The sequence below is a fragment of the [Clostridium] saccharolyticum WM1 genome (genome assembly GCF_000144625.1).
GTDB classification, from domain to species: Bacteria; Bacillota; Clostridia; order Lachnospirales; family Lachnospiraceae; genus Lacrimispora; species Lacrimispora saccharolytica.
This window is the reverse complement of sequence record NC_014376.1, coordinates 1,441,178-1,465,321: the sequence shown is the minus strand read 5'-3', so window position 1 is coordinate 1,465,321 and position 24,144 is coordinate 1,441,178. Positions and strand designations below refer to the sequence as shown.

The window sequence follows — 24,144 nt, the reverse complement described above, 5'->3', positions numbered from 1 at the left end:
CACACTGTCCCTTCTCTTGCATCATAGTATAGATTATATTATTTCACAGGAGTGGTTCCTATGTTTGATCCTTATCTGGTGCTTACACCTCTGCACTATATTTATCTCATCGGCGTCATTGTGATCCTGGCCGTTATGATTCTCCGAAAGGATACGCCCCTGGTCTGTATCTTTTTTCTCTTCCTCCTTGGCCTTGTGGGCCTCAAATCCCTGACAGGAGGCATCATGACCGTATTCAACTCCATCCTGTATGCTTCCCGGCAGTTTATGGAGATCATTGCAACCATCGCCCTTGTTACCGCCCTTTCCAAATGCCTAAAAGACTTGGGAAGTGATTATCTGATGATGATCCCCATGTCAAAGGTTATGAAATCCCCCTCTCTTACCTGGTGGATCCTGGGGGGCACCATGCTGGTATTTTCCCTCTTTCTCTGGCCCTCTCCATCCGTGGCTTTGGTTGGAGCGATCATGCTTCCTTTTGCGGTCAGAGCCGGTCTGGATCCTCTGGCTGCCGCCATGGCCATGAACTTATTCGGCCACGGGTTCGCTTTAAGCTACGACTTTGTCATTCAAGGAGCTCCGGCCATATCCGCAGGAGCGGCATCCATCTCAGCTTCCGACGTTCTGACCAAGGGCCGGCCTTTGTTTCTTGTAATGGGAATTGTTACCGTTGTTTCTGCATATCTGTTAAACAGGAACGGAATCTCTGCCTGCTGTCAGGAAGTTCATATCCAGAATACAGAGGAACGCCATGTTACGGGAAACACTGCCGTCATAATGGCCATACTGACCCCTGCGTTTTTCCTGGCCGACATCTTTCTTATGCTTGCTTTTGACCTAAAGGGCGGCGATGCCACCAGCATGGTTTCCGGCACTGCTGTTCTTATCATGTGCATTGGGGCTTTTTTAGGCTTTGGAAGGCATTCCCTGGAAAAGGTGACCTTCTATGTTACCGAAGGCTTTCTCTTTGCCATACGGATCTTTGCTCCCGTTATCATCATCGGGGCATTTTTCTTTTTAGGAGGAGAGGGAATTTCCACCATCATGGGGGAACAGTTTCAAAGAGGAATTATGAATGACTGGGCCATCTGGCTGGCTCATAACATACCTCTTAACAAATATATGGCCGCATTTTTCCAGCTTGTGATCGGAGGCTTAACGGGCTTGGATGGCTCGGGCTTTTCCGGCCTTCCTCTCACCGGCGCACTGGCGAACACCTTTGGTACTGCGGTAGGGGCCTCGGTTCCTGTTCTTGCAACCCTTGGGCAGATTGCCGCCATATTCGTCGGCGGAGGCACCATCGTTCCCTGGGGACTTATACCGGTTGCAGCTATCTGCAGCGTAAATCCCCTGGAACTTGCCAGAAAAAATCTTCCTCCGGTCATGATCGGTTTTCTTGCCACTTTTATCACCGCCTGTTTTCTGTTATAGATCATCCAGCATTAAGGAGGGATTTCCATGTGCGGAATTGCTGGTTTTTACAATCCGGATCGCAATTACCTAAAAGATAAGTCCTATTACGAGAACATCCTGGAAGGGATGTCCCAGACTCAGAGACACCGGGGGCCTGACGATTCAGGGATCTGGCTCTTTCAGCAGGGAGGCCTGTCTCACGCCCGTTTATCCATTATAGACTTGACCACCGGCCGCCAGCCCATAAAAAAAACAGAGGCAGGTAAAACCTTTGGAATTGTGTACAACGGAGAAATTTATAATACAAAAGAGCTCCGCCGGGATTTGGAGGAGCGGGGCCATTTCTTTTCCACCACCTCTGACACAGAAGTGATTTTAACGGGATATATGGAATACGGGCCTGATTTTGCGAAGCAGTTAAACGGCATTTTTGCTTATGCCATTATGGATCCTTTCCGGGAACGCTTATGTCTCTGCCGGGACCGTTCCGGCGTAAAGCCTCTCTATTACACCTTAAGGGATGGAGAAATCATCTTTGCATCGGAGCTGAAAGGAATTTTTGCTTATCCGGGCATCCGGCCTGTGCTGGATAGGAAAGGGTTAAACGAAGTGTTCTCTCTGGGCCCTGCCCACACCTATGGGGACGGGGTATTTCAGGATATGAGGGAAATACTTCCCGGCCACATGCTGCTCTGTTCCAGGGATGGCTTCCGCCTGAAATGCTATTGGAAGCTGGAAAGCAGGCCCCACGAGGACAGCTATGAGGAGACTATTGAAAAAACTTCTTTTCTGGTCCAGGATTCCATCCGGCGCCAGATGGTTTCCGACGTCCCTATCTGCACCTTTTTGTCAGGGGGAGTGGATTCCAGCCTGGTTTCCGCAGTTTGTGCCGCAGAGCTTAAGAAACAGGGCAAAAGGCTTACCACCTTTTCCTTTGATTTCGTCAACAATGACAAATATTTTAAAGCCAGCACCTTTCAGCCCTCCCAGGACCGCCCCTTTGTAGATCAGATGGTGCAATTCCTGGACTCCGACCATCATTACCTGGAGTGCGACAATGGGACCCAGGCCGACCGGCTTTATGACTCCGTTCTAGCCCATGATCTGCCGCCCATGGGGGACATAGACTCATCCCTCCTCCACTTCTGTTCTATGGTCAAAGGCTATAATAAGGTAGCTTTGACCGGAGAGTGCGCAGATGAAATATTCGGAGGATACCCCTGGTTTCATAAGGAAGAATGCTTTAAAGCCCGGACCTTCCCATGGACTATGGACTTGGGGACCCGGAAGGCGGTCTTAAAAGATGATTTCCTGGACTATTTAAAAATGGATGAATATGTAATGGAAACTTATGAAAGGTCTGTGGCGGAAACCCCTGTCTTTCTTCAGGATAATCCAACAGAAGCAAGAAGAAGGGAGATCTCCTATCTGAACCTCCGCTGGTTTATGCAGACCCTGCTAAACCGTATGGACCGTGCCAGCATGTATTCCGGTCTTGAGGCAAGAGTCCCCTTTGCCGACCACCGGATAATAGAATATGTGTGGAATGTTCCCTGGGATATGAAAACAAGGGATGGGGTGGTTAAAAATCTCCTCCGGCAGGCCGGAAAGGGACTTCTGCCTGATGAGATCCTCTTCCGCAGGAAATCTCCTTATCCCAAAACCTATGATACCAATTATGAGGCGCTTTTAATCCAACGGGTTCGGGAAATGATGACCGGCGGTTCTGCCCCTGTCATGGAGTTTCTGGATAAGAAGAAGCTGGAAGAACTTTTAACCAGTCCTTCGGATTACGGAAAGCCCTGGTACGGCCAGCTCATGGCAGGTCCCCAGATGCTTGCTTATATCCTTCAGATCAACTTCTGGCTGAAAAAATATCATATCTCCGTCGTATAACATGGTAAGAGGTGCATAAGTTCCACTAAAGACTTATGCACCTCTTAATGGTATCTTTATTCAATTTCTTCCAGGATTCTTCCCATATCCGAGGTATCACCGATGAGTATGGCACCCACCAGCTTGCCGGCTTCATGATAATATACCTTATATATTTTCTTCTCCTCATCAATTTCCCTGCTGATCTCATAGGTTTTTCCAGAATCTTTTCCTGGATCTCCTACAGCAAAGAGAGATGTATCCATGCCATGAAAGGTAAGAGCGGCTGTCACGGTTTTATAGGAAATCCTCTCACCTGCGGCATTGGCTCCCGCTGCCTTTCCCATCTCTACGGCCTGAGGCCAGATTGCATAATTGATCCCTTCATATTCCGCACAGTCTCCACATGCGTAAATGCCTGGTACTGTGGTTTCCATGTGCTCATTTACAATCACAGCCTGCCCGGATTTGGCCCCGGCATCTTCTGCCAGGGATACATTGGCCCGGACACCGGCGGATATGACGACCAAATCTGCCGGCAGGACCGTGCCATCTTCCAGACGGACCCCCGTCACCTTGTCTTCTCCTTCTATCTCACCGGTAACTGCCTTAAATTTTACATCGATTCCCTTTTCCAGAATAATGGCTTTTAAAAATTCTCCGGCTTCCTCATCAAGCTGCCGCTTCATAAGCTGGCTGCCCTGCTCCAAAACTGTCACAGAAAGACCTGCATTTTTAAGTTCCCATGCTGCTTCCAGTCCCAGCACGCCGCCTCCGATGACAACGGCCCGGGCTGATGTGGAAAGAAGGGAATTGATTTTCTCAATATCGGAAAGGCGGCGTATGGCCACTACCTCCTGTTTTTCATTTCCCGGTATGGGAGGAATGAAACATTCTGATCCCAGAGCATAGATGCATTTGTCGTATTTCAACCGGATCCCGTCGTCAAAAGTGACCTCCTTTTCTCTGGTATCAATCTTTTCTGCCCGTTTTCCCGTCAGATTCAGGATTCGCTTCTCCTCATACCATGCAGGGTCATGAAGAAGCAGTTCTTCTTTTCTCTCCTTACCCATTACCGATTTGGTCAGCATAGGTCTTGAATAAGGCAGACAGTCCTCTTTCGTCACCATGACAATGGAACAGGTGGAATTTCTTTCCCGGATCGCTTCCGCAGCACTGACTCCTGCCGCGCCGTTGCCCAGAATAAGGTACAGCTCTTCCGTATCTTTATGGAAATCCCTTTCCTCCTCTTCATAAGGAACAAAATTTTCCGTTCCTACTCCGCAAACAGGGCAAACTTCATTTTCCGCCTCAAATACGGCACCGCAAACCAGGCATTTGACCATTTTCTTCTTGCCTTTTCCCATGTAAATAATACCCCCTTCTCATGTCTCTTATGTAAGTACAAGCTTGATCTCTGATACTATCATAACATAGTTCTTTACGATTTCAAGCTCCTTTCCGTTAATAATTCGTAAGCATAGAAAGAAAACCGTAAAGCCGAAAGTCCGTATTTTTATGGTAAAATATCCACGAAAGCAATCAGCGGTGCGAAACAGGACAGAGCAGAATTTTCGTCGTGCCCGCACGTAAGAAAATTCTGCCCTGCCCTCACTGCTCTTTTGACTGAAAAGAGGAATCATAATGAAAAAATACAGCATTGGAGAAGTATCCAACCGGTTAGGTTTAAGCCGGGATACCCTTCGATTTTATGAAAAAAAAGGGATCATTCAACCGGAAAAGCAAAAAAACGGCTACCGAACCTATACATATGAAGACATTAAAAAGCTTTCAAGCATCATGTTTTACCGCAGACTGAACTTCAGCATCGAGGATATCGGCCGGATCTTGTATAAAAGCTCCTTTCCCTCCTACTGTTCCATGATTCAGGAAAAAATAGCCGAGGAAAAGCTGCAGGTAGAAAAGCACCGGCAGTCCCTCATCCATCTGACCCATTTGCAAAAGCACTATAAAAATGTGGAAAAATTCTTAAACCGTTATGACCTGCGGCCCATGCCGCCTTATTACCAGATGCCGGATAACCATTTCATCAACCAGACAGGCATCGCCGATTTATGCTATATCTGTCAGGAATACCGGATTCAGGACCATGGTGCGGACCGGGGAAAAGAATTTTTTATGATTGCAGAAGATACCGCCTCCATTATGAAATTGAAGCAGGCATTAAACAGCTATCCATTGCTGAAGCAGGACCGCTGCGTTTATACCGTAGTCGCCTCGGACAGCCTTGTCTTAGAGTCACAGGCTGTCTTAAACGCTGCAGACTGGGCAAGGAAACATGGATTTCATTCTATGGGCCTGGCCTACAGCAGCCATTTATTAAGCTGTGCTTTTAAGGATATTGCAAAGGAAAACCAGGACATAAAAGCAGATACACCCATTCATTACATGGAAGTGTATCTGCCGCTGCAGGAATAAGAGAGGCTTTGCATGAAGCATTCCGCTGTGACAGCTCACAAAAGCCGGGAAGCTCTGTCCCTGTTACTGGAAATATTTTACACCAGATTCAAATATCTTCATATCCTGCTCTCCGTAAATATTTATTGCCACTGTTTCTCCCCTGCGTTCGGAATGAGCCATCTTCCCAAGAATCCGCCCGTCCGGGCTTGTAATGCCCTCCACTGCCAGGTATGACCCGTTAGGGTTCCAGCATTCGTCCATGGTAGGGCAGCCCTTGTCATCCACATATTGGGTCGCTACCTGTCCATTTTCAAACAGCTTTCTGATCCATTCCTCATTTGCCACAAACCGCCCTTCCCCGTGTGAGGCAGGATTGCAGTAAATCCCGCCTAATTCTGCCCCAGAGAGCCACGGAGACTTATTTGTGACCACTTTCGTATACACCATCTTGGAAATATGGCGGCCAATGGTATTCATCGCCAGTGTAGGAGAATCCGCCCTTTGCGGTCCGATCACTCCTTCCGGTACAAGGCCCAGCTTAATCAAGGCCTGGAAACCGTTGCAGATTCCCAGCATAAGGCCATCCCTTTCCTGTAACAGCTTTCCAATCTCTTCCTTGATCCCCTGGCTTCTGAATAGATTGGCAAAAAACTTGGCAGAGCCGTCAGGTTCATCGCCTGCGGAGAATCCTCCGGGAAACATAACGATCTGAGCCTTTGATATTTCCCTCCGGTATTGTTCCACAGATTCCCGGATGTCCTGTGCCGTTAAGTTCCGGAAGACTTTCGTCACTACATTGGCTCCCGCCCGCTCAAAAGCCTTTGCGCTGTCATACTCACAGTTGGTACCAGGGAACACGGGAATGAATACATTAGGCCTTGCCACCTTGTTCCTGCAAACGTAAATATCTTTTGTATCATAAAGCATTTCCGGCACAGCCAGCCTTTCTGCTCCTGATTCTGTAGGAAACACGTCTTCCAAAGGCTTTGACCATGCTTTCAGCGCTTCATCAATCTCTATGGAGATGCTGCCATATTCAAATACGCCTGTATCAGTCACTTCACCGATGACGGCACAGGAAACCGTCAACTCCCCAAGCCTTTCTTCCGGAACCTCACACAGGATATTTCCCCAGCCGGCCTGGAAGAAATCTCCCGGGTCCACGTTGGTTCCGATCTTTACACCCATCCGGTTTCCAAAGGCCATTTTACTTACTGCCTCACAGATTCCATGGCCCTCAACGGCATAAGCGGACAAAATGCGCCCTGCGCAGATATCTTCAAACAGCGCTTCATACCCCTTCATGACTTCACGGTATACCGGAAGATCATAGGCGTCTTTATCAATCCGGAATATCACGATCCTGCTGCCCGCCTTCTTAAATTCCGGTGAGATGATGTGCCTGCCATCCCCAACATTCACAGCAAAGGAGACTAGGGTCGGCGGTACATCCATGTCCTGAAAGGTTCCTGACATGCTGTCCTTTCCTCCGATGGAAGGAAGTCCAAATCCAATCTGGGCGCTGTAAGCCCCAAGAAGGGCGGAAAACGGCTGGCTCCAGCGGGCCGGATCATCTGTCATCCTGCGGAAATATTCCTGGAAGGTGAAACGGATTTTTCTGTAATCACCGCCTGCCGCGGCGATTCTGGCAACTGAGGACAATACCGCATAAACCGCGCCATGGTAAGGGCTCCAGCTTGACAAATAGGGATCAAAACCACAGCTCATCATGGTAACAGTATCCGTTTTTCCATGAAGCACCGGAAGCTTTGCAACCATGGCCTGTGTCTCCGTCATCTGGTACTTGCCTCCATAAGGCATGAACACACTTCCTGCCCCTATGGAACTGTCAAACATTTCCACAAGCCCCTTCTGAGAGCATACGTTTAAATCGGAAAGCAGTTTTAACCAGGTTTCCCTGACATCAGGGATCTCCTTCCTTACAAAAGCGCCCCCTTCTCTTTGAGGAACCTCTACAATTACCGAAGCTTCCTGATGGGCTCCGTTGGTATCCAGAAACGGACGGCTGATGTCTACTATGGTCTTTCCTCTCCAGCTCATCACAAGCCTTGGTTCTTCTGTTACCACAGCCACTTCCACAGCTTCTAAATTTTCCTCAGCCGCATAGGACAGGAAACGGTCGGCATCTTTGGGATCCACCACTACAGCCATGCGTTCCTGAGACTCGGAAATGGCGATTTCTGTTCCGTCAAGTCCTGCGTACTTCTTCGGCACCTTATCCAGATCAATCCGCAGACCGTCTGCCAGCTCCCCTATGGCAACCGACACGCCGCCGGCACCAAAATCATTGCATTTCTTAATGATCCTGCTCACTTCTTCCCTGCGGAATAATCGCTGTATTTTCCGTTCTGTGGGCGCATTTCCCTTTTGTACCTCTGCACCGCACGTTTCAATGGAAGCTTCTGTATGAACCTTGGATGAGCCTGTGGCCCCGCCGCATCCATCACGTCCTGTACGTCCTCCAAGGAGAATGATCCTGTCTCCCGGATCTGAAGTCTTCCGGATGACGTTCTTTCTTGGGGCAGCACCCAGCACGGCTCCAATTTCCATTCTCTTTGCAACATAATCCGGATGGTAGATCTCCTTTACATAGCCGGTAGCCAGGCCGATCTGGTTTCCATAGGAGCTGTAGCCGCCTGCAGCACCGGTCACGATCTTTCTCTGAGGCAGTTTTCCCTTTAATGTCTCGTTCAAAGGCCTTGTAGGGTCTGCCGCCCCGGTCACCCGCATGGCCTGGTAAACGTAGGTACGGCCGGAAAGAGGATCCCGGATGGCTCCTCCAAGGCAGGTGGCCGCACCGCCGAAAGGCTCTATTTCCGTAGGATGATTGTGAGTTTCATTTTTAAAATTTACCAGCCATTCTTCTTCTTCACCGTCGATGAGAACCGGGACTACAATGCTGCAGGCATTGATCTCGTCGGACTCCTCTAAATCTTCCACCTTTCCCTCCATGCGAAGCTTCTTCATTGCCAGAAGAGCCAGATCCATAAGGCATACATACCTGCCGTTTTTTCCCTTTAAGACTGCTTCCCTGTCCTCAAGGTACTGCCTGTAGGTATCCTCCATGGGCTTTTGGTAGTATCCTGGCCGAAAAGTCACATCCGTTAATTCCGTCTGGAACGTGGTATGACGGCAATGATCCGACCAATAAGTATCCAAAACCCTTATTTCCGTCATGGACGGATCTCTCTGCTCCTCATTTTTATAATAATTCTGGATATGGTAAAAATCCTGAAAAGTCATAGCAAGATTTAATGATTCATATAATTCCTTTAATGCCTCTTCCGCAAGCTCCTTAAAACCGTCAAAAACCTTCACGTCTGCCGGGGGTTCAAACACCGCTGTAAGGGTTTCCGGCTTTTGTTCTTCCGCTTCTCTGGAATCTACCGGATTAATGCAGAAGGATTTAATCTCTGCTGCCTGAGCTTCTGTAAGAGTACCGGATATCACATAAGTAGTCGCGGATCTGATCACAGGCTCCTCATCTTCCTTTAACAGCTTTACACACTGCTCTGCGGAATCGGCCCGCTGGTCAAACTGCCCAGGAAGATATTCAACGGTAAAAACCACATCTTCTTCCTTTTTCGGGAAAACTTCTTCATACACTTCATCTACCGGTGGCTCTGAGAAAACAGAGGTAAGAGCCAGCCCATATACATCATCGGACAGGGCTTCCATATCGTAGCGGATCAGCACCCTCACACCGGTCACCGTATGGATACCTAAATAGCCTGTGATTTCCTCCTTTAATTCATTTGCTTTTACGGCATAGGCTGTTTTTTTCTCAACATACACTCTTCTTACACTCATGATTTCCTCCTTGCAATAACTCCCCATGGATCATCAGGGCAGGATCTTTCCTGTCACTTTTATGCATTCATCATACCACAGAATCTATAAATTAGAAAAATTAATATATCTTATACTATTAATTAGTATAATTAATTTCTTGTTTTCATTATCATAAAGAGTCTTCCGCAAGCCTCATTTCGCATCCGGCTCCAATCCTTTTCGACATATTTCGACAAAATTCATCATTTCTTTATAAAATACTTGAAAAATCGAAGCATTTACAATATAGTAATAGAAGATTTTTCTACAAAGGAGCACTGGATTTTATGGATCTTAATCAACAACTAAGGGACTTATCCCGAAAATATTCATTTGAAAACGCCTGCTTAAAAACAGAGGAACAAGGCCCCCATCTGGAGGTATGCCTGCAGCTTAGGGAAGAACACATTGAAAGCTTCCTTGAGAAAGCCGGACAGCTCAACTCGATTGTGGAATCCTGCGCCAATATGGTCAGTATCTTTGATGATTCCGCTTCAAAGGAGGTCCTTATGCAGACTACCCTGCGCTGTGCAGGAAGAGACCGGTTGTATATCCGAACCAGCCCTTCCATGGTAAAAATCCTCATAGAGACACTGTTTGATTAAGTACCGGTTCAAGAGAAGCAAGGCAGCTTAAAAAGCTTCCTTGCTTCTCCTGTTATCCACTTCTTATGAAAAATTCTCTTTATTCTTCTAACATATGGGATGTATCATTCATTTCCAGCAGCATGTAATCCTCGGTCAGGGGACTATAATTAACCGTCGTAATGCTGGCATTTTCCACAATCATGCTTTCAACCTCCGGATCATTGTGCATCATATAGGAAACCAGATAAGCAATGGTCGCCCCGTGGGAAACCATGGCTATATCCTCCCTGCCGCCGGTGATCCTTATGATCTCCTTTAAAGCCTCTGCACAGCGCTTTATGACCTGCTCCTGGGTCTCTCCGCCTGGAGGAGCCACTTCATCAGGGTTTAAAGCCCACATCCGGTACTCATTTGGATACGCTTCCATGATCTCTTCCCATGTCATGCCTTCCCATTTGCCAAATTCCACTTCAATAAGCTGAGGCATGGGACAGATCTCCACCTTCTGCCTGCTGCCGATCCTTTGGGCCGTTTCCATGGCCCGGGCCAAAGTACTGGAAAAAATCCTGGTTACCAGGCGGGAATCCATGCCCTTTGCCAGTTGCTCCGCCTGTCTTCGTCCCGCTTCATTAAGGGGAATGTCATGACTCCCCTGGATTCTGCCCTGGATGTTCCAGTCGGTCTGTCCATGGCGTATCAAATATATTTTCATCTCAATTCTCCCAGTCTCTTATTCTTCGTAATCGTAATCTTCAGCCGCTTCATCCTCAGTGATTTCAATGCCTTCCACTTCTGCCAGGGCTTCTAAGTCCATGGTTTCGGCATTCATGCTCATGGCGTCCATTGCCATTTTCATGATTCCTTTTATTTCTTCCACAGACATCTTCATCTTATCCGCCAGTTCTTCCACCGTTGCCTCCCGGCCCAGTTCGCCTGCAAGAGCCTGGGATACTTTTTGGAGTACATTCACCCGGGCTGCCAGCTCTTCTCCTGTCTGGCAGGCGGACTGCTGCTCCTCCACAGCCGCAGTAAGAGCTTCCCTGATCTTCCGGCCGGTGAAGCTGTCAAACGCCAGCCTTCCATTTTCCATGGCTGAGAACTCCTCAACAGCCATCATAAGGGCCATATTGGCTTCCTGGACCAGGTCTGTGATAAGCACACCTCTGCCGTCATATTCCCTGGCATATTCCAGGGCTGTCCGTAAGTTTCCTTCCACAAGTCTTTTCTTGGCTTCCTTCCTGCCCTCCGCAGCTTCCTTTAAAAGCCTTTCCTGCTCGTCCCTGGTACAGGGAGGGATATTTCCCATCTCTTCCAGATACATCTGGTAAAAATCATCATGCATACGCTTATTATACTCCTTCTTTTTCATAGTTTGTTTTATGCCGTACGATACCGCACCCCAGGAATTTTGTCAAACGCCTTTACAAATCAATCAGATTCGTGATAGAATATCCATATGTTTATAAGGAGGACTAATAATGGATATAAATTATGAACTTTATAAAGTCTTTTACCACGTTGCCACCACCTTAAGCTTTTCGGAAGCCTCCAAACAGCTGTTCATCTCCCAGTCGGCAGTGAGCCAGTCCATTAAGGTACTGGAGAAAAAATTGAACCAGACACTTTTTGTCCGAAGCACGAAAAAGGTCCAGCTTACTCCGGAAGGGGACATCCTCCTAAAGCACATAGAACCAGCCATCAACCTGATTCAAAAGGGAGAAAACCAGCTTTTGGAAGCCAATACCTTAAACGGCGGCCAGCTGCGCATCGGTGCCAGTGACACCATCTGCCGCTACTATCTGGTTCCATATTTGAATAGATTTCATAAGACCTACCCCAATGTACACATTAAAGTCACCAATCAGACTTCCATTGAATGCGCTCATCTTCTGGAAACCGGGCAGGTGGATTTTATTATCACCAATTATCCAAATTCCGGACTTTTAAGCTCCCAGAGCACCCGGGTCATTAATGAATTTTCTGATGTGTTCGTAGCCAACCAGGAGTATTTTCCTTTAAAAGGGCAGACCGTAAGCCTCCAGACCCTTCAGACCTATCCCATCCTGATGCTGGAGCGAAAGAGCACCACCAGTGAATTCCTTCATCACATGTTCCAGAAGGAACAGCTGGACCTGGTTCCTGAAATTGAATTAAGCAGCAATGACCTCTTAATCGACCTGGCCCGCATCGGACTGGGGATCGCATTTGTTCCTGATTTTTGCATCCCTGAAAATGATAAGGACCTGTTCCAGGTAAGGCTTTCAGAAAAGCTGCCTACCCGCCAGATGGTCGTGGCTTACAATGAAAACATTCCTGTTTCCCAGGCCTCCAAGCAATTTATGGACATGCTTGGCCCCCTATAACAGATATTCCCTGCCATCCTCCTGTGGATGGCAGTTTTTTTCCGGGCATTTGACTCTTATCTGGACCAAAAGTTCCGGGCAACTTCTTCCACATTTTTTAACTGTACCTCGTAATATCCATCCCATTCCCTTGGAAACAAGGCCTGGTAGTCCGGTTTTAAGAAACGTTCATCCAGCAGTGCGATCACTCCCTCATCCCGGACCGTACGGATCACCCTTCCTGCTGCCTGCATGACCTTGTTCATTCCAGGATACTGGTAGGCGTAATCAAAGCCATTCAGCTCCCTGGCATCAAAATACCCCTTTAATATTTCCTGCTCCGTACATACCATGGGAAGCCCGGTGCCTACGATAATGGCTCCGATCAATCGTCCTTCCTTTAAATCAATGCCTTCCGAAAAAACACCTCCCATAACGCAGAGAGCCACAAAGGAATCCTCCCGTTCTTCTGAAAACTCCTTAAGAAACTCCTCCCGTTCCTGCTCCCTCATGTGAGACGCCTGGGACATATACGTAAACTCCTGTTTAAGCCCCGGCCGCTCTTTAAGAATCGCTTCTATCTCCTTCAAGTACTGATAAGAGGGCAGAAATACCATGTAGTTTCCTTTATGGGCTGACACAATCTTTTCCATATAGTCCACTACCTTCTGGTATTCCCGCCGGTTTCTTCTGGTATAGCGGCTGCTGACATCAGAAGCTATCATGAGTAGCCGCTTCTCCTGGTCAAAGGGAGAATGGGCATATACCGCATATTCTTCCTGATCTCCGCTTAGCAGTTCCTTGTAATACCGGACCGGAAGGAGGGTGGCGGAAAAAAATACGGTACTGTTTCCCTTATCCAGACACTCTTTTAGGTTTTTTGCCGGATTTATGCAAAACAGTCTGAGCATAAATCGTCCATCAGGTAAAAGTTCCGTATAGATCCGGTAATTATCATCCAAACGGTCGTAGATATTCAAAAAGTCACGGAGGTTAAAATAGAAGTCCAGAACCAGATCCCGGTCCTCAAAATCTTCACTGGCTTCCAAAAGCTTCTCCAATTCCCCGAAAAGAGTCATGATGCCTGTCATGAAAAAACGGATATCTTCCATTACCTGAAAACTCACACATTCCCGTTTCATTTCCAAAAGCTCTTTGTTGCACCGATCCAGCATCCGGATAAGCTTCTGGTTCATTGGCTTTATCACCTTTTTAATAAGAAGGAAGTCTTCTTTATAAACAGCCGCACTGTACATTTCCCTAGCTCTTGGCACAAGATTATGGGCCTCGTCTGTTAAAAACAGGTAATCTCCGGAAATACCCTCGGAAAAATACCGTTTCAGGCGGATATTGGGATCAAATACATAATTATAATCACAAATGACAGAGTCCACCCAGTTGCTGATATCCAGGCAGAATTCAAAGGGGCATACCCTATGCTCCTCCGCGTACCCAAGAACCACTTCCCTGGTGATCCCGCTCTCTTTGTGAATGATCTCAAAGACCGCATCTCCCACCCGGTCAAAATGTCCCTTTGCATAGGGGCATGCATCTGGATTACACTCCGGAGTCTCAAGAAAGCACAGTTTTTCCTTTGCCGTTATGGTTACCGAATTGAGATACAGCCCGTGCTCCCTTAAAATATCAAAGGCTTCCTCCGCCACCGCTCTGGTTATGGTTTTTGCGGTCAGATAAAACAATTTGTCTCCAAGCCCTTCTCCAATGGCCTTTACGGCAGGATAAACAGTGGAAAGGGTCTTACCGATCCCGGTGGGGGCCTGGATAAATAGATTCCTTTTTCTGGCGATACTCCGGTAAACGGCTACCACAAGCTCCTTCTGTCCCTTCCGGTAGGGATAGGGGAAAGAAAGCTCCCTTATGGACTCATCTCTTCTCATTCCATGGTTGTATAAATATCTTGCCCATTTCATGTACTCATGAATCAGGCCCTGAAACCAGATTTCCAGTTCTTCAAAGGTTTTCTCCACTTGAAAACGCCGGATCTCCTCTGTCTCAATGTTGCAGTAGGTCATCTGAACGACGGCCCCATTCCTTTGATGGTCATAACAGTAAAAATATCCATAGCACATGGCCTGGGCCAAATGTACGGGATAAGGCTCCGTCAAATAGGACAGATCCATATAAATGCCCTTGATTTCATCAATGGTCACCCCTTCCGGCTTCTCTATGATGCCATCAGCCCGCCCCTCCACCAGTACTTGAAACTGATCCACTTCCACCTCATGCTTTAGTGCCACTTCAGCCCTGTAATCCGCTCCCATACGGCGCTGGATCTTCCTGTGTATCCGGCTTCCTTCCTGCATGGCGGTCTTCTCAGCTCCTCCAGTCCTGCGGTTATCCAGGTCACCAGAGCGCAGAACAAGCTCGACCAGATTTCTGACGGATATTTTCAGGATTTTTTTCTCTGCCTCCTCCACTCCGGTGTCCCCTCCCTTCTTTTCCTCTCTGACCTCTCCCATATGAGCAAATCACAAAACCGTATATCCATTACGGAGGATTTTTCGCTCACCAAACGAATTTCCTGGGAATGAAAAAAAGGAACTGCAGGCCGTCCGCCATACAATTCCCTTTCTACGTTGCATCTGTTTATGCTGCTGAACAATTACCTGGAGCTTTCGCCGCCAGAAATGCTTCAAACTCTGCATCTTCCCCGTTAAGCTCAACGGTCAAAACCTGCGTCAAATCCAGACTCAATACTCCTAATATAGACTTTGCGTCAATGGTTACTCTATTGTAATACACGTCTATGTCAAAATCACATTTTGCAGCAGCAGCAACGAACTTTTTCGCCTCGGCAACAGTCGGCAACATAATCTTAAACTGTTTCATAATCAAAACTCCTTTTTATAATGAAGAAAAAGTATAGATTATATATATCATGTTTGACATGATTTGTCAAATTATGTTTCATATAAGATTATATCGCCCATTTTTGTGCATAACCTGTAATTATTTTTGAGGGAACCCTTTATAGATAAGCATATTTTTGTTGAGACAAGTTTTATTTTGGGAATTATTATCATTTCTACTTTTCATTCTCATTTAATTTCACAATTTTGTCTTGTTATTTTCATATAAAACGCCAAATTAAGCCACTGGAACAGGACTTTTTTCCAGAGACTGCCGTTTTTCTTTTATTTTACCACAAACAGGCTTCCAATAACAGCAGAATAAATTTTTTATTTTTTACCAAAAACAGTTGCAATTTAAAAGCTTCTATGCTATACTCTCTAAGTGCTCAGGCGAGAACATGACGCCGTTCCGTAGGGGAATAGTTCAATGGTAGAGCAACGGTCTCCAAAACCGTAAATGGGGGTTCGAGCCCCTCTTCCCCTGTTTCTAATATGCCTTAGAATCCTTATTTGTAGATAGGATTTTTGGGCTTTTTCTTTTTTAAAAGCCCTGCATGGAGAATGATCTTCTTGACGGAAGATGCTTTATTCTTCTATCTTTTCTGGTTCAGCATTAATAATTGGTAATCGGTCCAACTGCTTGAATAAGAAGGTCTCTCCTTCTATCATCATTATAAACGTCTTCTTTTTTCCATCATATAGTATTTTGGTATTATGAAATTTTGAGCTATTGATAAAATGCTCATGATCCGTTCCTTTTGAATAAGTGCCTTTCTCTATTACATCAAAATCATAGTAATAAAATGTATAGTTATTGGCCAAGTCAAATACCATAGATGCAAAGGGAAGTTTTTCACATGTGTAAGTTCCTTGCAGAACTGGAAATTCCCTCATAGATTTCCTGTGATCAAGAACAAGACAAATTGCACAGATCAATAAAAAGATAAGAAGTCCAACCAATATTTTTTTAAATGATTTATTTTTACTCCCCCTCACCTCTTTAAGTTTCCTATTTATGTTCATTTTATGTTCAGCAGTAAAACATTTACTTTATTTATCATCTGACTGATGCATCGCTGCCAAATTCTATCATTCATGAAGCTCCCTTTGCGCTTTGACAGATTCCAATTCTATCTGATCCAAATCACTCCAGTAGAGACCGTACCGGATCGACTTTTGACCCTCAGACCCAACCACAATAAAACCATATACATTCGAGTTCATTTCTGCAATGGGATAGAGATTGGAAATCCACAGCCCATTCAGATCCAGTTTATCACAAATCTTTTGCCGGATGGACATGGCTTCTTCTGAATAACTCCAGACCAAAACAGAATCTGCATAATCCTGATATCTTCCCGCCAGTTCCAGTTTGCCTTCGGCGAAGAGATACCGAAAAGTGACCGGTATCTCATGATCCGGGGCATGGCATTTCGGCGAGATGAAAGCAGTATCCCTGTCTGCACGGATGTAAGTATATGGGTCTCCCTGAGTTGCGTTCGCTTCCAGTGGTTTTAAGTCAAGGCTTTGTTTCAATTCCCAGTTACCGTTACTTTTTTCATATTGAAACAAGCCTGCATAACTATGAAAGACAAATCTTTCACTGTCAGCATAATTCAGTTCAATTCCATCTGCTCCCAGGAGTGCTAAATCAGAAGTCAAGAGATCCTCATTTACCGGTTGTGCAATTAAGTTTACAGCCGTAAACCTCAGCCATTCATCGGCCACCATTGCAACCAGTTCTCCATGTTCTTCTTCCAGACAATATGGATTTCCTTCACTGCCAAAATTGGACTGCCCATGTTCTGACGGTACCTCTTCCGGATTTACGGAGGATAATATATATCCATCTGCGCAGTCAGAATCCCCCATTGGTTCCCCCTGTTTCCTTAGAAGTCGATAGAGCTGACCATTGATATACAGCATGGGCAGTCCTTTTTCTGATGAGTATTCTTTGTTTGATTTTTTTGGTGATGTAATCTCTGGTGTTGCATCTGACTCAGTGATCGCTGGCAGAGTAGCAGTTGTGGCTTCGGATACGGTGTTTACCGTTTCTGGCTTAGGAAGTTTTTGGACACATGCGGTTAATCCGGCGATTGTAATAACTGTACCCCAAATGATGATATATTTCCTCAAATGTACACCTCCTATGATTTATTTTCTGACTTTTATATTATAACAAGGTTTCGTTTCTTTTTTTTTACATTTTCCTTACATTTATTTGATACAACTTAAATGTAAAGAGAACTCATAATTTCAGGATCAAATGATTGTTTCATTCATTTAAATAAGGAATGCAGTGATATATCCTTCGTATAGTTCTAACTCCAAAACCATAAATGGGGTTCGTGCCATTCGATAAGAATCCCTCTCAGACAATGACTTTGTCCCAGAGGGATTTTTCAGATATTTTCATTTTTTATTGGTATATTATTAAGTTGGAACATATAATTATACTGGCAGGTACAATCTGCTGGCAATCGTGTATAGGGTGGTAGGCCTCGATTCTACATAGAGTGGAGGTGTTGCTCATGAAGAATTATGACTTTAAGGACTTAATGTCTTTTGGTATGTTCCTTCTGGCATTGCTGACATTCGTCTTTATGACATGTCGCTAAAAGCAAAAAGCCTTCCCTGTACTTTGGCCGGTTGGGAAGGTTTTTGCTTTTCTAATTAGCCAACCACCCTGTGGCGGTTGCCTTTCTTTATTATATTATAGCTACTATTTAAAATATTACAAGTACAGGCATTTATTTTAAAATCTTTGTAGAAATCCAATCAAATGGACTGCTCTCGTGTTGCCATTAAGACAACTGCCGAAGCATCCGGATATAATGGTTTGATTCACGCAGTACATGATCCGCCAGAAGAGGCAAAATAATGCTCCGTATTTTGCATTCATTAATCCCTTTTGTGCCCGCTTCCTTGAAATCCCGGTACTTCATAGTCTCTTTCAGGGTTGTGTCCGTTACGCTGCGAATCGTCACATCTGTAGCCGTTCTGGCTGCTTGCATTAAATCATTGTATTCTCCCGCGAAATCATTGGCCGTATTGATGAGATCATTTTCGGTTGGATCAAGCAACCCCCGGATAAACAAGGCATGCTCCAACATAATCCGGTCCCAAAAAAGCTCGGTTTCTTTTAGGCTTTCCTCTGGATTCTTCCTGCTTTCCAGCGCAGCTAAATGGCTATGATACATTTTGGCTTCACGCAGGATATGGTCGATGAGAAGCGGATAGTTTGCCGTGAACATGCGGCAGGACAATACATCATTCAATATACCTGTTTTAAAGTCAATGAGTCCCTCCAGCATAGGCATGGCAAAAGCGTTAAGCTGACTTACCTGCTGTACCAATTCAGGGGTTATTAAGGGGTTGGCCTCGCCGTAAAGTCCCTCTTCCAGCTTCGTAATCTCCTGATTGATGGCTATACCGGTAAAGTATTGTGTTTTTTGCTCGCTGCCCAGGGTGTAATCCGTTACGATTTCGCCAGAGGATGCCACAAGAGGGGTGATAATGCCATTCCCCAGCACTACCGCATGGTATAAAATAGTCTCGAAATGCTGCTTGTATTGATCTGCAACCTGGGAAAACTCAGGATTGGCTGTGGTAAAGCCTGCCTCCAAAAATAAGGAATGCTCTTTCATAATACGCCCAAAAAACATATTTAGCTCAAGTGAGAGAATTACATACTGCTGTTCCGTGATCATAGGAAATCTCCTTTATTGTTCTACCGCTATCATATGCCGGAGCCGTTGTCTTATTGACCAGAAAGGAGGAAAATCCGATCATTTTATTAAGTTGGATCACGGGTAACGCAAATGCAGAAGAAGTCTCCCAGTTTCAAAGGTTCAAATCAAAGGCAGAACTTGCACTGTCCCCATCGACCCGTCTACCGTTATCATTTGTCCGCTCTGAATGGTCCGTGTGGCAGTGTGTGTGGCCATGACGGCGGGGATGCCGTATTCTCGGGCAACAATGCTTGAGTGGCTGAGAGGGCCGCCTATGTCCGTTACAATCGCACTTGCAAAGGCAAACAACGGTGTCCATGCGGGAGTTGTGGTAACGGCAACCAACACACTTCCCGGACGGAACCGTTCAAAATCTGCCGGGCTGTTCAGTACACAGGCGGGAGCCGTCACAACGCCGGTACTAGTTCCAATGCCCTTCAGCACGATTTTCCCATCTTTCCGCTTCTGCGGTGTGTATGATATGGTCTTTCCGTTTTTCTCCGGCAGTTTGGCGGGCGGCAAATAACCCCGGTACTTTTTGAGTTCCGCTTTTCGGGCAGGTATCGACCCACTCATATCAGATAAAGGCATATTTTTATCCAATTGTGCTATGAGTGCTTCCAATTCCGATTTTGTAAGCCAATAAATATCATCCAGATGTGAAATTGCTCCGCCGCGTATGAAGCGTTCTGAAATTTCCTGAAACATACGGCGAATCAGCGGATGCCCCATTCCCATCAAATAAATAGCGTTCTCACGCATGGGGGTGGTTTCCTGCGCCCAATGGAGCAGCTTTAAAAACAGTTTTTTATGCGAGCCGCCTATATGTTGTAAAATCTTTTCTTCCGCCTGTTTCCTGCGCTTTTCAAATGTGGCTTGGCGTAAAAAAGGACTTTCCCCTTTTCCTTCCACAAATGTTTTTATGGATTCAATAGTTGGTGTAAGCGTTTCCTGCGGTGTGGAATAGGCAAAATCAAATTCATAAGCGGTACGGCCAAACTCTTTGAAATACTGATTGATTCGGTTTTTCCATTCGGTCCATGCTTCCTGGGAAACTCCGGCAGGCGTAACTGAGGACTTAAAATCTTCCGCTATCTTTGTTGCCGGATTGTTTTGTAGATAAAGGTTGAGGGTGTTATTTTGCTTTGACCATTCCGAGAGGTCCCATAAGTTCTTTTCCGATTGCAGAGCAATGGTATCAAACCCAAGCAGGAAAACGGAAGTATCTGCCATACCGGCACGGCGGGCCGCTCCCTGAAATGATTTTGTAAATAATATTTCGCTGACAGAGGCAGCGGGCAATGTCAGCTGAATCCTTGTGAAATAAATACATGCGGCATAAAATACCGTTTGAATCCCCTCCATTATTTGATGAGCGTTCCGTGTATGCAGGGGCTTTTCTTCCCATTGTTTCATCACATCTTCAAATTCTTTTCGCGCCGCTTCCCAGCGTGGGACGCTGTTCGTGAGCGCCCGGCGCAAAGAGCGGGGCGAAAGGGACTTAACGGCAATCAGAAGTGGCTTTGATTTTGCGGAAAGATAGACATATCCATTAATAATCGTGTATGCCCCATTTTCCGGCAGTAGCTTTTTTGCGCTTTTATCAAACATATCTCCCCATAAAAGCTCCGATGCACGGTTAACGATTTCAAGACCAAGCGTGGCGAACAAGGGCGTAACAGGATTTGGCAAGTGTTCCGCCAGACTGCCCTTTGTGTATATCACATCCTTTTCCGGAAGCGCCCATTCCGGCGGCAGGACCGTAATGGGGCGAGCCTGAACAATATACAATTTATCTTTTTCCAGCACCCACTCTATATCCATCGGTATTTGATAATACTTCTCAATGATCCTTCCAAGCTGTGTCAGACGCATGACTTGATCGCGGGCAAGAGCATGTTTCTTTCTCAACCGTTCAGGAACCGGGATTTCTACCGTTCCGTCTGAGGTGCGAACCGTCATGATCTCTTTATTTGCCGCTTCATACGATACAATTCGTTTTGCGTTCTTATCCACTACGATTGTATCGGGGGTGACTAAGCTGGAAACCACAGCTTCACCAAGCCCCCATGCGGCGTTAATAATCATTTCGCTGCGTCTGCCATTGATTGGGTTTCCCGTAAACATAACGCCTGACACATCGGAAATCACAAGCTTTTGTACGACTACGGCAATCGCAGCAACCTCCTGCTTTTTATCATTCTTCATGCGGTAAGCAATCGCGCGGGCTGTCCACAAGGAAGCCCAGCACCGCTTTACAGCAGCAAGGACTTCATTCTCACCTTGTATGTTAAGATAAGTTTCCTGCTGCCCCGCAAAAGAAGCGTCGGGCAAATCCTCGGCGGTCGCGGAGGAACGGACAGCCACCGCAATGTTCCCTAATTCCGCATAAGCGGTTTTAATTGCCGCCGACACTTCCTGCGGCATTTTTCCATCATGAAATAGCATCCCAATCTGCGTAGATACCTCTTCAAGCTGGCTGGTATTGTTGGAGTCAATACCAGCCAGAAGCTTATTCATGTGAGGCTGAATATGGTTCTTCTCAACAAAAATCTGGTACGAGGCAGTCGTGATATGAAAACCGTCCGGCACAGGGATGCCCGCCGTCAAGAGTTTTGATAAAGACATGCCTTTCCCGCCGACCATTTCAAGGGTTGCCTGTTTATGCGCCAGGGGTAGGATATAATAAATCATAATCATTCACCTCCATCATTCATAATTCCGTGTAGAAATATATTCATTGTTTCATCCAGCATTTTTTCCGGACTGGCTGACGGTCGGGATGTGTAGACGATTGCTAAAACGGAGTTCATTAACAAACGTGTCAAAAGATCGGCATCGGTTTTGCGAAAGATTCCTGTGGCCATTCCTTTTTCAATCACGGATTTTATAATATCCTGATATGCGTAACGCACAGCTTTCAGCCGCTTTCGATATTCTTCTTCTAAGTAGTCAGATTCTGTATGGAACCACATCAGCACAGTTCTATACTGCTTCGGTATTCTAAGATGGTTATCCATGATTTTTCTAAGGCATTGTTCCGGCGAGGACTCATCAGCAATAATCCTATGAACTTTATGAATGGTTTCTTCTATTTTTTTTTCGACTGCGTAAACAACAATCTCGTCTTTTGTTTTGAAAAAATCATACAGACTGGACTTTCCCATGTTTGTTAAAACTGCGATTTCCCGCATTGAAGTTTTTTGGAATCCATTTTCAGCTATGAGGCGCAAAGCAACACCGGCTATTTCTTCCCGGCGCGCTGCTTGCTGTTCGGGTGTAAGCATAATTCCTTTTGGCATGTGACCATACCTCCTTATAGCGACCAATGGTCGGTTCTTGTATCCTCATTATATAACGACCACCGGTCGCTTGTAAAGGTTAATTTTTTTTATTATATCTCGCCATGGCTCATTTTTTTCTATGCGCTTTTCCTCCTTATCTCGTTTTGGCATGAAAATAGGGCCTGATTTTACAATCAGACCCTTGAGGTTAATCAAGCATTTATCCTTTGATCTATGGCATTCGTAGCAGCATTCGATTGCTTGTACAAAAAAACCTTATTCTATGCGGATTTCCAAGTTTATCCTTATGATCACCTGCTTCATCCCACAACCTTCCCAATCGCCTCTCTCACATTACCCACGCCAATCAGCCGCATTCCTTCCACCTTTCCCATCTTTTCCAGGGAAATCTCCGGCATCACGCAGGTATGAAAGCCCAGCTTCTTCGCTTCATTCACTCTCTGCTGCGCCATGGACACGGCCCGCACCTCTCCTGCCAGTCCTACTTCCCCAAAAATAATGGTTTTCGGGTCAACGGCCTTGTCCTTCATGCTGGATACGATTGCCATCAGAATGGCCAGATCCAGGGCCGGTTCATTCATACGCAGTCCGCCTGTAATATTTACATAAGCATCAAAATGAGACAAGTCATAATGGCAGCGTTTTTCTAAAACAGCCATGAGCAAATTCACCCGGTTATAGTCTGTACCGGCAGCAGTACGTCTGGGCATACCAAAGGCAGTGGGAGTAACAAGAGCCTGTACCTCCAAAAGCATAGGCCTTGTCCCCTCCATGGAACAGGCAACTACCGCACCGGAGGCATCCTCCGGTCTTCCGCTGAGCATGTACTCCGATGGATTCTTCACCTCCGACAGCCCGCTTTCAACCATTTCAAAAACCCCGATCTCATTGGTGGAACCAAAACGGTTTTTTACTCCCCGTATGATCCTGTAAGAAGCGCTTCTGTCACCCTCAAAATATAAAACCGTATCAACCATATGCTCCAGGACTCTGGGTCCGGCTACCACACCTTCTTTTGTTACATGTCCCACAATAAAGATGGCGATCCCTGCTCCTTTTGCAATCTGAAGCAGAATATTGGTGGATTCCCTTACCTGGCTCACACTTCCTGGAGCAGAAGAAATTTCTTCCCGGAACATGGTCTGAATGGAGTCAATGATCACCACATCGGGCTTTTCCTCCACAATGGCACCTTCAATCAGCTCCAGGCTGGTCTCACAAAGAAATAATAAATCCCCCTTTACTTCTCCGATCCGGTTAGCCCGCAGTTTAATCTGCTTTAAAGATTCCTCTCCGGATATGTAAAGTACCTTTCTGCGGCCGGCCGCCAGATTGCGGCAAACCTGCAGCAGCAGCGTGGATTTACCGATACCGGGATCACCGCCGACCAGTACAAGGGAACCTTTGACGACGCCGCCTCCCAGAACCCGGTCCAGCTCGTCATAACCGGTTTTCATCCGGTCCTGCTCGTCTAAATGGATATCGGACAGCCGGGAGGGCTTGGCATTCATGAGAATTCCTGCGGACCTCTCCCCATTTCCTCCGATCCCCCGCTTGGGCCCGGACTCCCTTTTTCCGGAAGGCTCTTCCACAAACGTATTCCATTCCTTGCAGGCAGGGCACTGCCCCAGCCACTTTGCTGATTCATATCCGCATTCCTTACAGAAGAATGCAGTCGTTTTTCCTTTTGCCATGAGAGTTCCTCCTAACTGAAAACAAACACGCTTTGGGAGATTCATTTGGAT

General features: G+C 46.2%; 17 protein-coding genes and 1 tRNA gene. 6 read left to right on the top strand and 12 right to left on the bottom strand.

The annotated features are described in order from the left end of the window. Positions 1 to 60 precede the first annotated feature (60 nt). Both CLOSA_RS06905 and asnB read left to right on the top strand, forming a co-directional pair. Complete coding sequence (locus CLOSA_RS06905; RefSeq protein ID WP_013272050.1) at positions 61 to 1,431, top strand: hypothetical protein; 1,371 nt, start codon at positions 61 to 63, stop codon at positions 1,429 to 1,431. Between the two features lie 27 nt (positions 1,432 to 1,458). Beyond that, entirely contained in the window at positions 1,459 to 3,309 is a 1,851-nt protein-coding gene (gene asnB / locus CLOSA_RS06900) for an asparagine synthase (glutamine-hydrolyzing) (RefSeq protein WP_013272049.1), read from the top strand. Between the two features lie 56 nt (positions 3,310 to 3,365). Here asnB and CLOSA_RS06895 read toward each other — a convergent pair whose 3' ends face one another. Then, a complete protein-coding gene (locus tag CLOSA_RS06895) occupies positions 3,366 to 4,655 on the bottom strand; it encodes an FAD-dependent oxidoreductase (RefSeq protein ID WP_013272048.1) in 1,290 nt (429 codons plus the stop codon). Positions 4,656 to 4,932: 277 nt separating this feature from the next. Between CLOSA_RS06895 and CLOSA_RS06885 the strand changes: the two genes are divergently transcribed. After that, a complete protein-coding gene (locus CLOSA_RS06885; RefSeq protein ID WP_013272047.1) occupies positions 4,933 to 5,727 on the top strand; it encodes a MerR family transcriptional regulator in 795 nt (264 codons plus the stop codon). Between the two features lie 63 nt (positions 5,728 to 5,790). On the opposite strand, the gene CLOSA_RS06880 is transcribed toward CLOSA_RS06885, so the two are convergent. Further along, positions 5,791 to 9,540, bottom strand: a complete 3,750-nt coding sequence (locus CLOSA_RS06880; protein WP_013272046.1) for a phosphoribosylformylglycinamidine synthase — start codon at positions 9,538 to 9,540, stop codon at positions 5,791 to 5,793. A gap of 308 nt (positions 9,541 to 9,848) precedes the next feature. Here CLOSA_RS06880 and CLOSA_RS06875 point away from each other — a divergent pair, with 308 nt between their 5' ends. Continuing rightward, complete coding sequence (locus CLOSA_RS06875; RefSeq protein WP_013272045.1) at positions 9,849 to 10,166, top strand: hypothetical protein; 318 nt, start codon at positions 9,849 to 9,851, stop codon at positions 10,164 to 10,166. 79 nt (positions 10,167 to 10,245) lie between these two features. On the opposite strand, the gene CLOSA_RS06870 is transcribed toward CLOSA_RS06875, so the two are convergent. Further along, entirely contained in the window at positions 10,246 to 10,860 is a 615-nt protein-coding gene (locus CLOSA_RS06870; RefSeq protein WP_013272044.1) for a histidine phosphatase family protein, read from the bottom strand. 18 nt (positions 10,861 to 10,878) lie between these two features. Beyond that, entirely contained in the window at positions 10,879 to 11,490 is a 612-nt protein-coding gene (locus CLOSA_RS06865) for a sigma-70 domain-containing protein (RefSeq protein ID WP_013272043.1), read from the bottom strand. 136 nt (positions 11,491 to 11,626) lie between these two features. Between CLOSA_RS06865 and CLOSA_RS06860 the strand changes: the two genes are divergently transcribed. Then, positions 11,627 to 12,511 carry a LysR family transcriptional regulator gene (locus CLOSA_RS06860; RefSeq protein ID WP_013272042.1) on the top strand — a complete coding sequence of 295 codons (885 nt, stop codon included), beginning with the start codon at positions 11,627 to 11,629 and terminating at the stop codon, positions 12,509 to 12,511. A 56-nt stretch (positions 12,512 to 12,567) separates the two neighbouring features. On the opposite strand, the gene CLOSA_RS06855 is transcribed toward CLOSA_RS06860, so the two are convergent. Both CLOSA_RS06855 and CLOSA_RS06850 read right to left on the bottom strand, forming a co-directional pair. Next, positions 12,568 to 14,970 (bottom strand): ATP-dependent DNA helicase, encoded by a 2,403-nt coding sequence (locus CLOSA_RS06855; protein ID WP_081443008.1) that lies wholly within the window; start codon positions 14,968 to 14,970, stop codon positions 12,568 to 12,570. Between the two features lie 127 nt (positions 14,971 to 15,097). After that, positions 15,098 to 15,340 (bottom strand): HPr family phosphocarrier protein, encoded by a 243-nt coding sequence (locus CLOSA_RS06850; protein ID WP_013272040.1) that lies wholly within the window; start codon positions 15,338 to 15,340, stop codon positions 15,098 to 15,100. A 436-nt stretch (positions 15,341 to 15,776) separates the two neighbouring features. On the opposite strand from CLOSA_RS06850, the gene CLOSA_RS06845 reads away from it, so the two are divergent. Further along, positions 15,777 to 15,847 (top strand) — tRNA-Trp (locus CLOSA_RS06845). A gap of 101 nt (positions 15,848 to 15,948) precedes the next feature. On the opposite strand, the gene CLOSA_RS06840 is transcribed toward CLOSA_RS06845, so the two are convergent. The 6 genes from CLOSA_RS06840 to radA form a co-directional block, all read right to left on the bottom strand. Beyond that, positions 15,949 to 16,386 (bottom strand): hypothetical protein, encoded by a 438-nt coding sequence (locus tag CLOSA_RS06840; RefSeq protein WP_157669002.1) that lies wholly within the window; start codon positions 16,384 to 16,386, stop codon positions 15,949 to 15,951. 66 nt (positions 16,387 to 16,452) lie between these two features. Then, a complete protein-coding gene (locus CLOSA_RS06835; protein WP_013272038.1) occupies positions 16,453 to 17,499 on the bottom strand; it encodes a hypothetical protein in 1,047 nt (348 codons plus the stop codon). A 668-nt stretch (positions 17,500 to 18,167) separates the two neighbouring features. Next, complete coding sequence (locus CLOSA_RS06830) at positions 18,168 to 19,073, bottom strand: DUF2935 domain-containing protein (protein ID WP_013272037.1); 906 nt, start codon at positions 19,071 to 19,073, stop codon at positions 18,168 to 18,170. Positions 19,074 to 19,214: 141 nt separating this feature from the next. Next, positions 19,215 to 21,788, bottom strand: a complete 2,574-nt coding sequence (locus tag CLOSA_RS06825; RefSeq protein WP_013272036.1) for a PEP/pyruvate-binding domain-containing protein — start codon at positions 21,786 to 21,788, stop codon at positions 19,215 to 19,217. A 2-nt stretch (positions 21,789 to 21,790) separates the two neighbouring features. Then, positions 21,791 to 22,396, bottom strand: a complete 606-nt coding sequence (locus CLOSA_RS06820; RefSeq protein ID WP_013272035.1) for a TetR/AcrR family transcriptional regulator — start codon at positions 22,394 to 22,396, stop codon at positions 21,791 to 21,793. 302 nt (positions 22,397 to 22,698) lie between these two features. Beyond that, a complete protein-coding gene (gene radA / locus CLOSA_RS06815; RefSeq protein ID WP_013272034.1) occupies positions 22,699 to 24,093 on the bottom strand; it encodes a DNA repair protein RadA in 1,395 nt (464 codons plus the stop codon). Positions 24,094 to 24,144: the final 51 nt, after the last annotated feature.

What these genes read in the sequence shown, in the direction of transcription:
- CLOSA_RS06905 (WP_013272050.1), top strand. Translation starts at nt 61, where the DNA reads ATGTTTGATCCTTATCTGGTGCTTACACCTCTGCACTATATTTATCTC.
- asnB (WP_013272049.1), top strand. Translation starts at nt 1,459, where the DNA reads ATGTGCGGAATTGCTGGTTTTTACAATCCGGATCGCAATTACCTAAAA.
- CLOSA_RS06895 (WP_013272048.1), bottom strand. Translation starts at nt 4,655, where the DNA reads ATGGGAAAAGGCAAGAAGAAAATGGTCAAATGCCTGGTTTGCGGTGCC.
- CLOSA_RS06885 (WP_013272047.1), top strand. Translation starts at nt 4,933, where the DNA reads ATGAAAAAATACAGCATTGGAGAAGTATCCAACCGGTTAGGTTTAAGC.
- CLOSA_RS06880 (WP_013272046.1), bottom strand. Translation starts at nt 9,540, where the DNA reads ATGAGTGTAAGAAGAGTGTATGTTGAGAAAAAAACAGCCTATGCCGTA.
- CLOSA_RS06875 (WP_013272045.1), top strand. Translation starts at nt 9,849, where the DNA reads ATGGATCTTAATCAACAACTAAGGGACTTATCCCGAAAATATTCATTT.
- CLOSA_RS06870 (WP_013272044.1), bottom strand. Translation starts at nt 10,860, where the DNA reads ATGAAAATATATTTGATACGCCATGGACAGACCGACTGGAACATCCAG.
- CLOSA_RS06865 (WP_013272043.1), bottom strand. Translation starts at nt 11,490, where the DNA reads ATGCATGATGATTTTTACCAGATGTATCTGGAAGAGATGGGAAATATC.
- CLOSA_RS06860 (WP_013272042.1), top strand. Translation starts at nt 11,627, where the DNA reads ATGGATATAAATTATGAACTTTATAAAGTCTTTTACCACGTTGCCACC.
- CLOSA_RS06855 (WP_081443008.1), bottom strand. Translation starts at nt 14,970, where the DNA reads ATGGGAGAGGTCAGAGAGGAAAAGAAGGGAGGGGACACCGGAGTGGAG.
- CLOSA_RS06850 (WP_013272040.1), bottom strand. Translation starts at nt 15,340, where the DNA reads ATGAAACAGTTTAAGATTATGTTGCCGACTGTTGCCGAGGCGAAAAAG.
- CLOSA_RS06840 (WP_157669002.1), bottom strand. Translation starts at nt 16,386, where the DNA reads ATGAACATAAATAGGAAACTTAAAGAGGTGAGGGGGAGTAAAAATAAA.
- CLOSA_RS06830 (WP_013272037.1), bottom strand. Translation starts at nt 19,073, where the DNA reads ATGATCACGGAACAGCAGTATGTAATTCTCTCACTTGAGCTAAATATG.
- CLOSA_RS06825 (WP_013272036.1), bottom strand. Translation starts at nt 21,788, where the DNA reads ATGATTTATTATATCCTACCCCTGGCGCATAAACAGGCAACCCTTGAA.
- CLOSA_RS06820 (WP_013272035.1), bottom strand. Translation starts at nt 22,396, where the DNA reads ATGCCAAAAGGAATTATGCTTACACCCGAACAGCAAGCAGCGCGCCGG.
- radA (WP_013272034.1), bottom strand. Translation starts at nt 24,093, where the DNA reads ATGGCAAAAGGAAAAACGACTGCATTCTTCTGTAAGGAATGCGGATAT.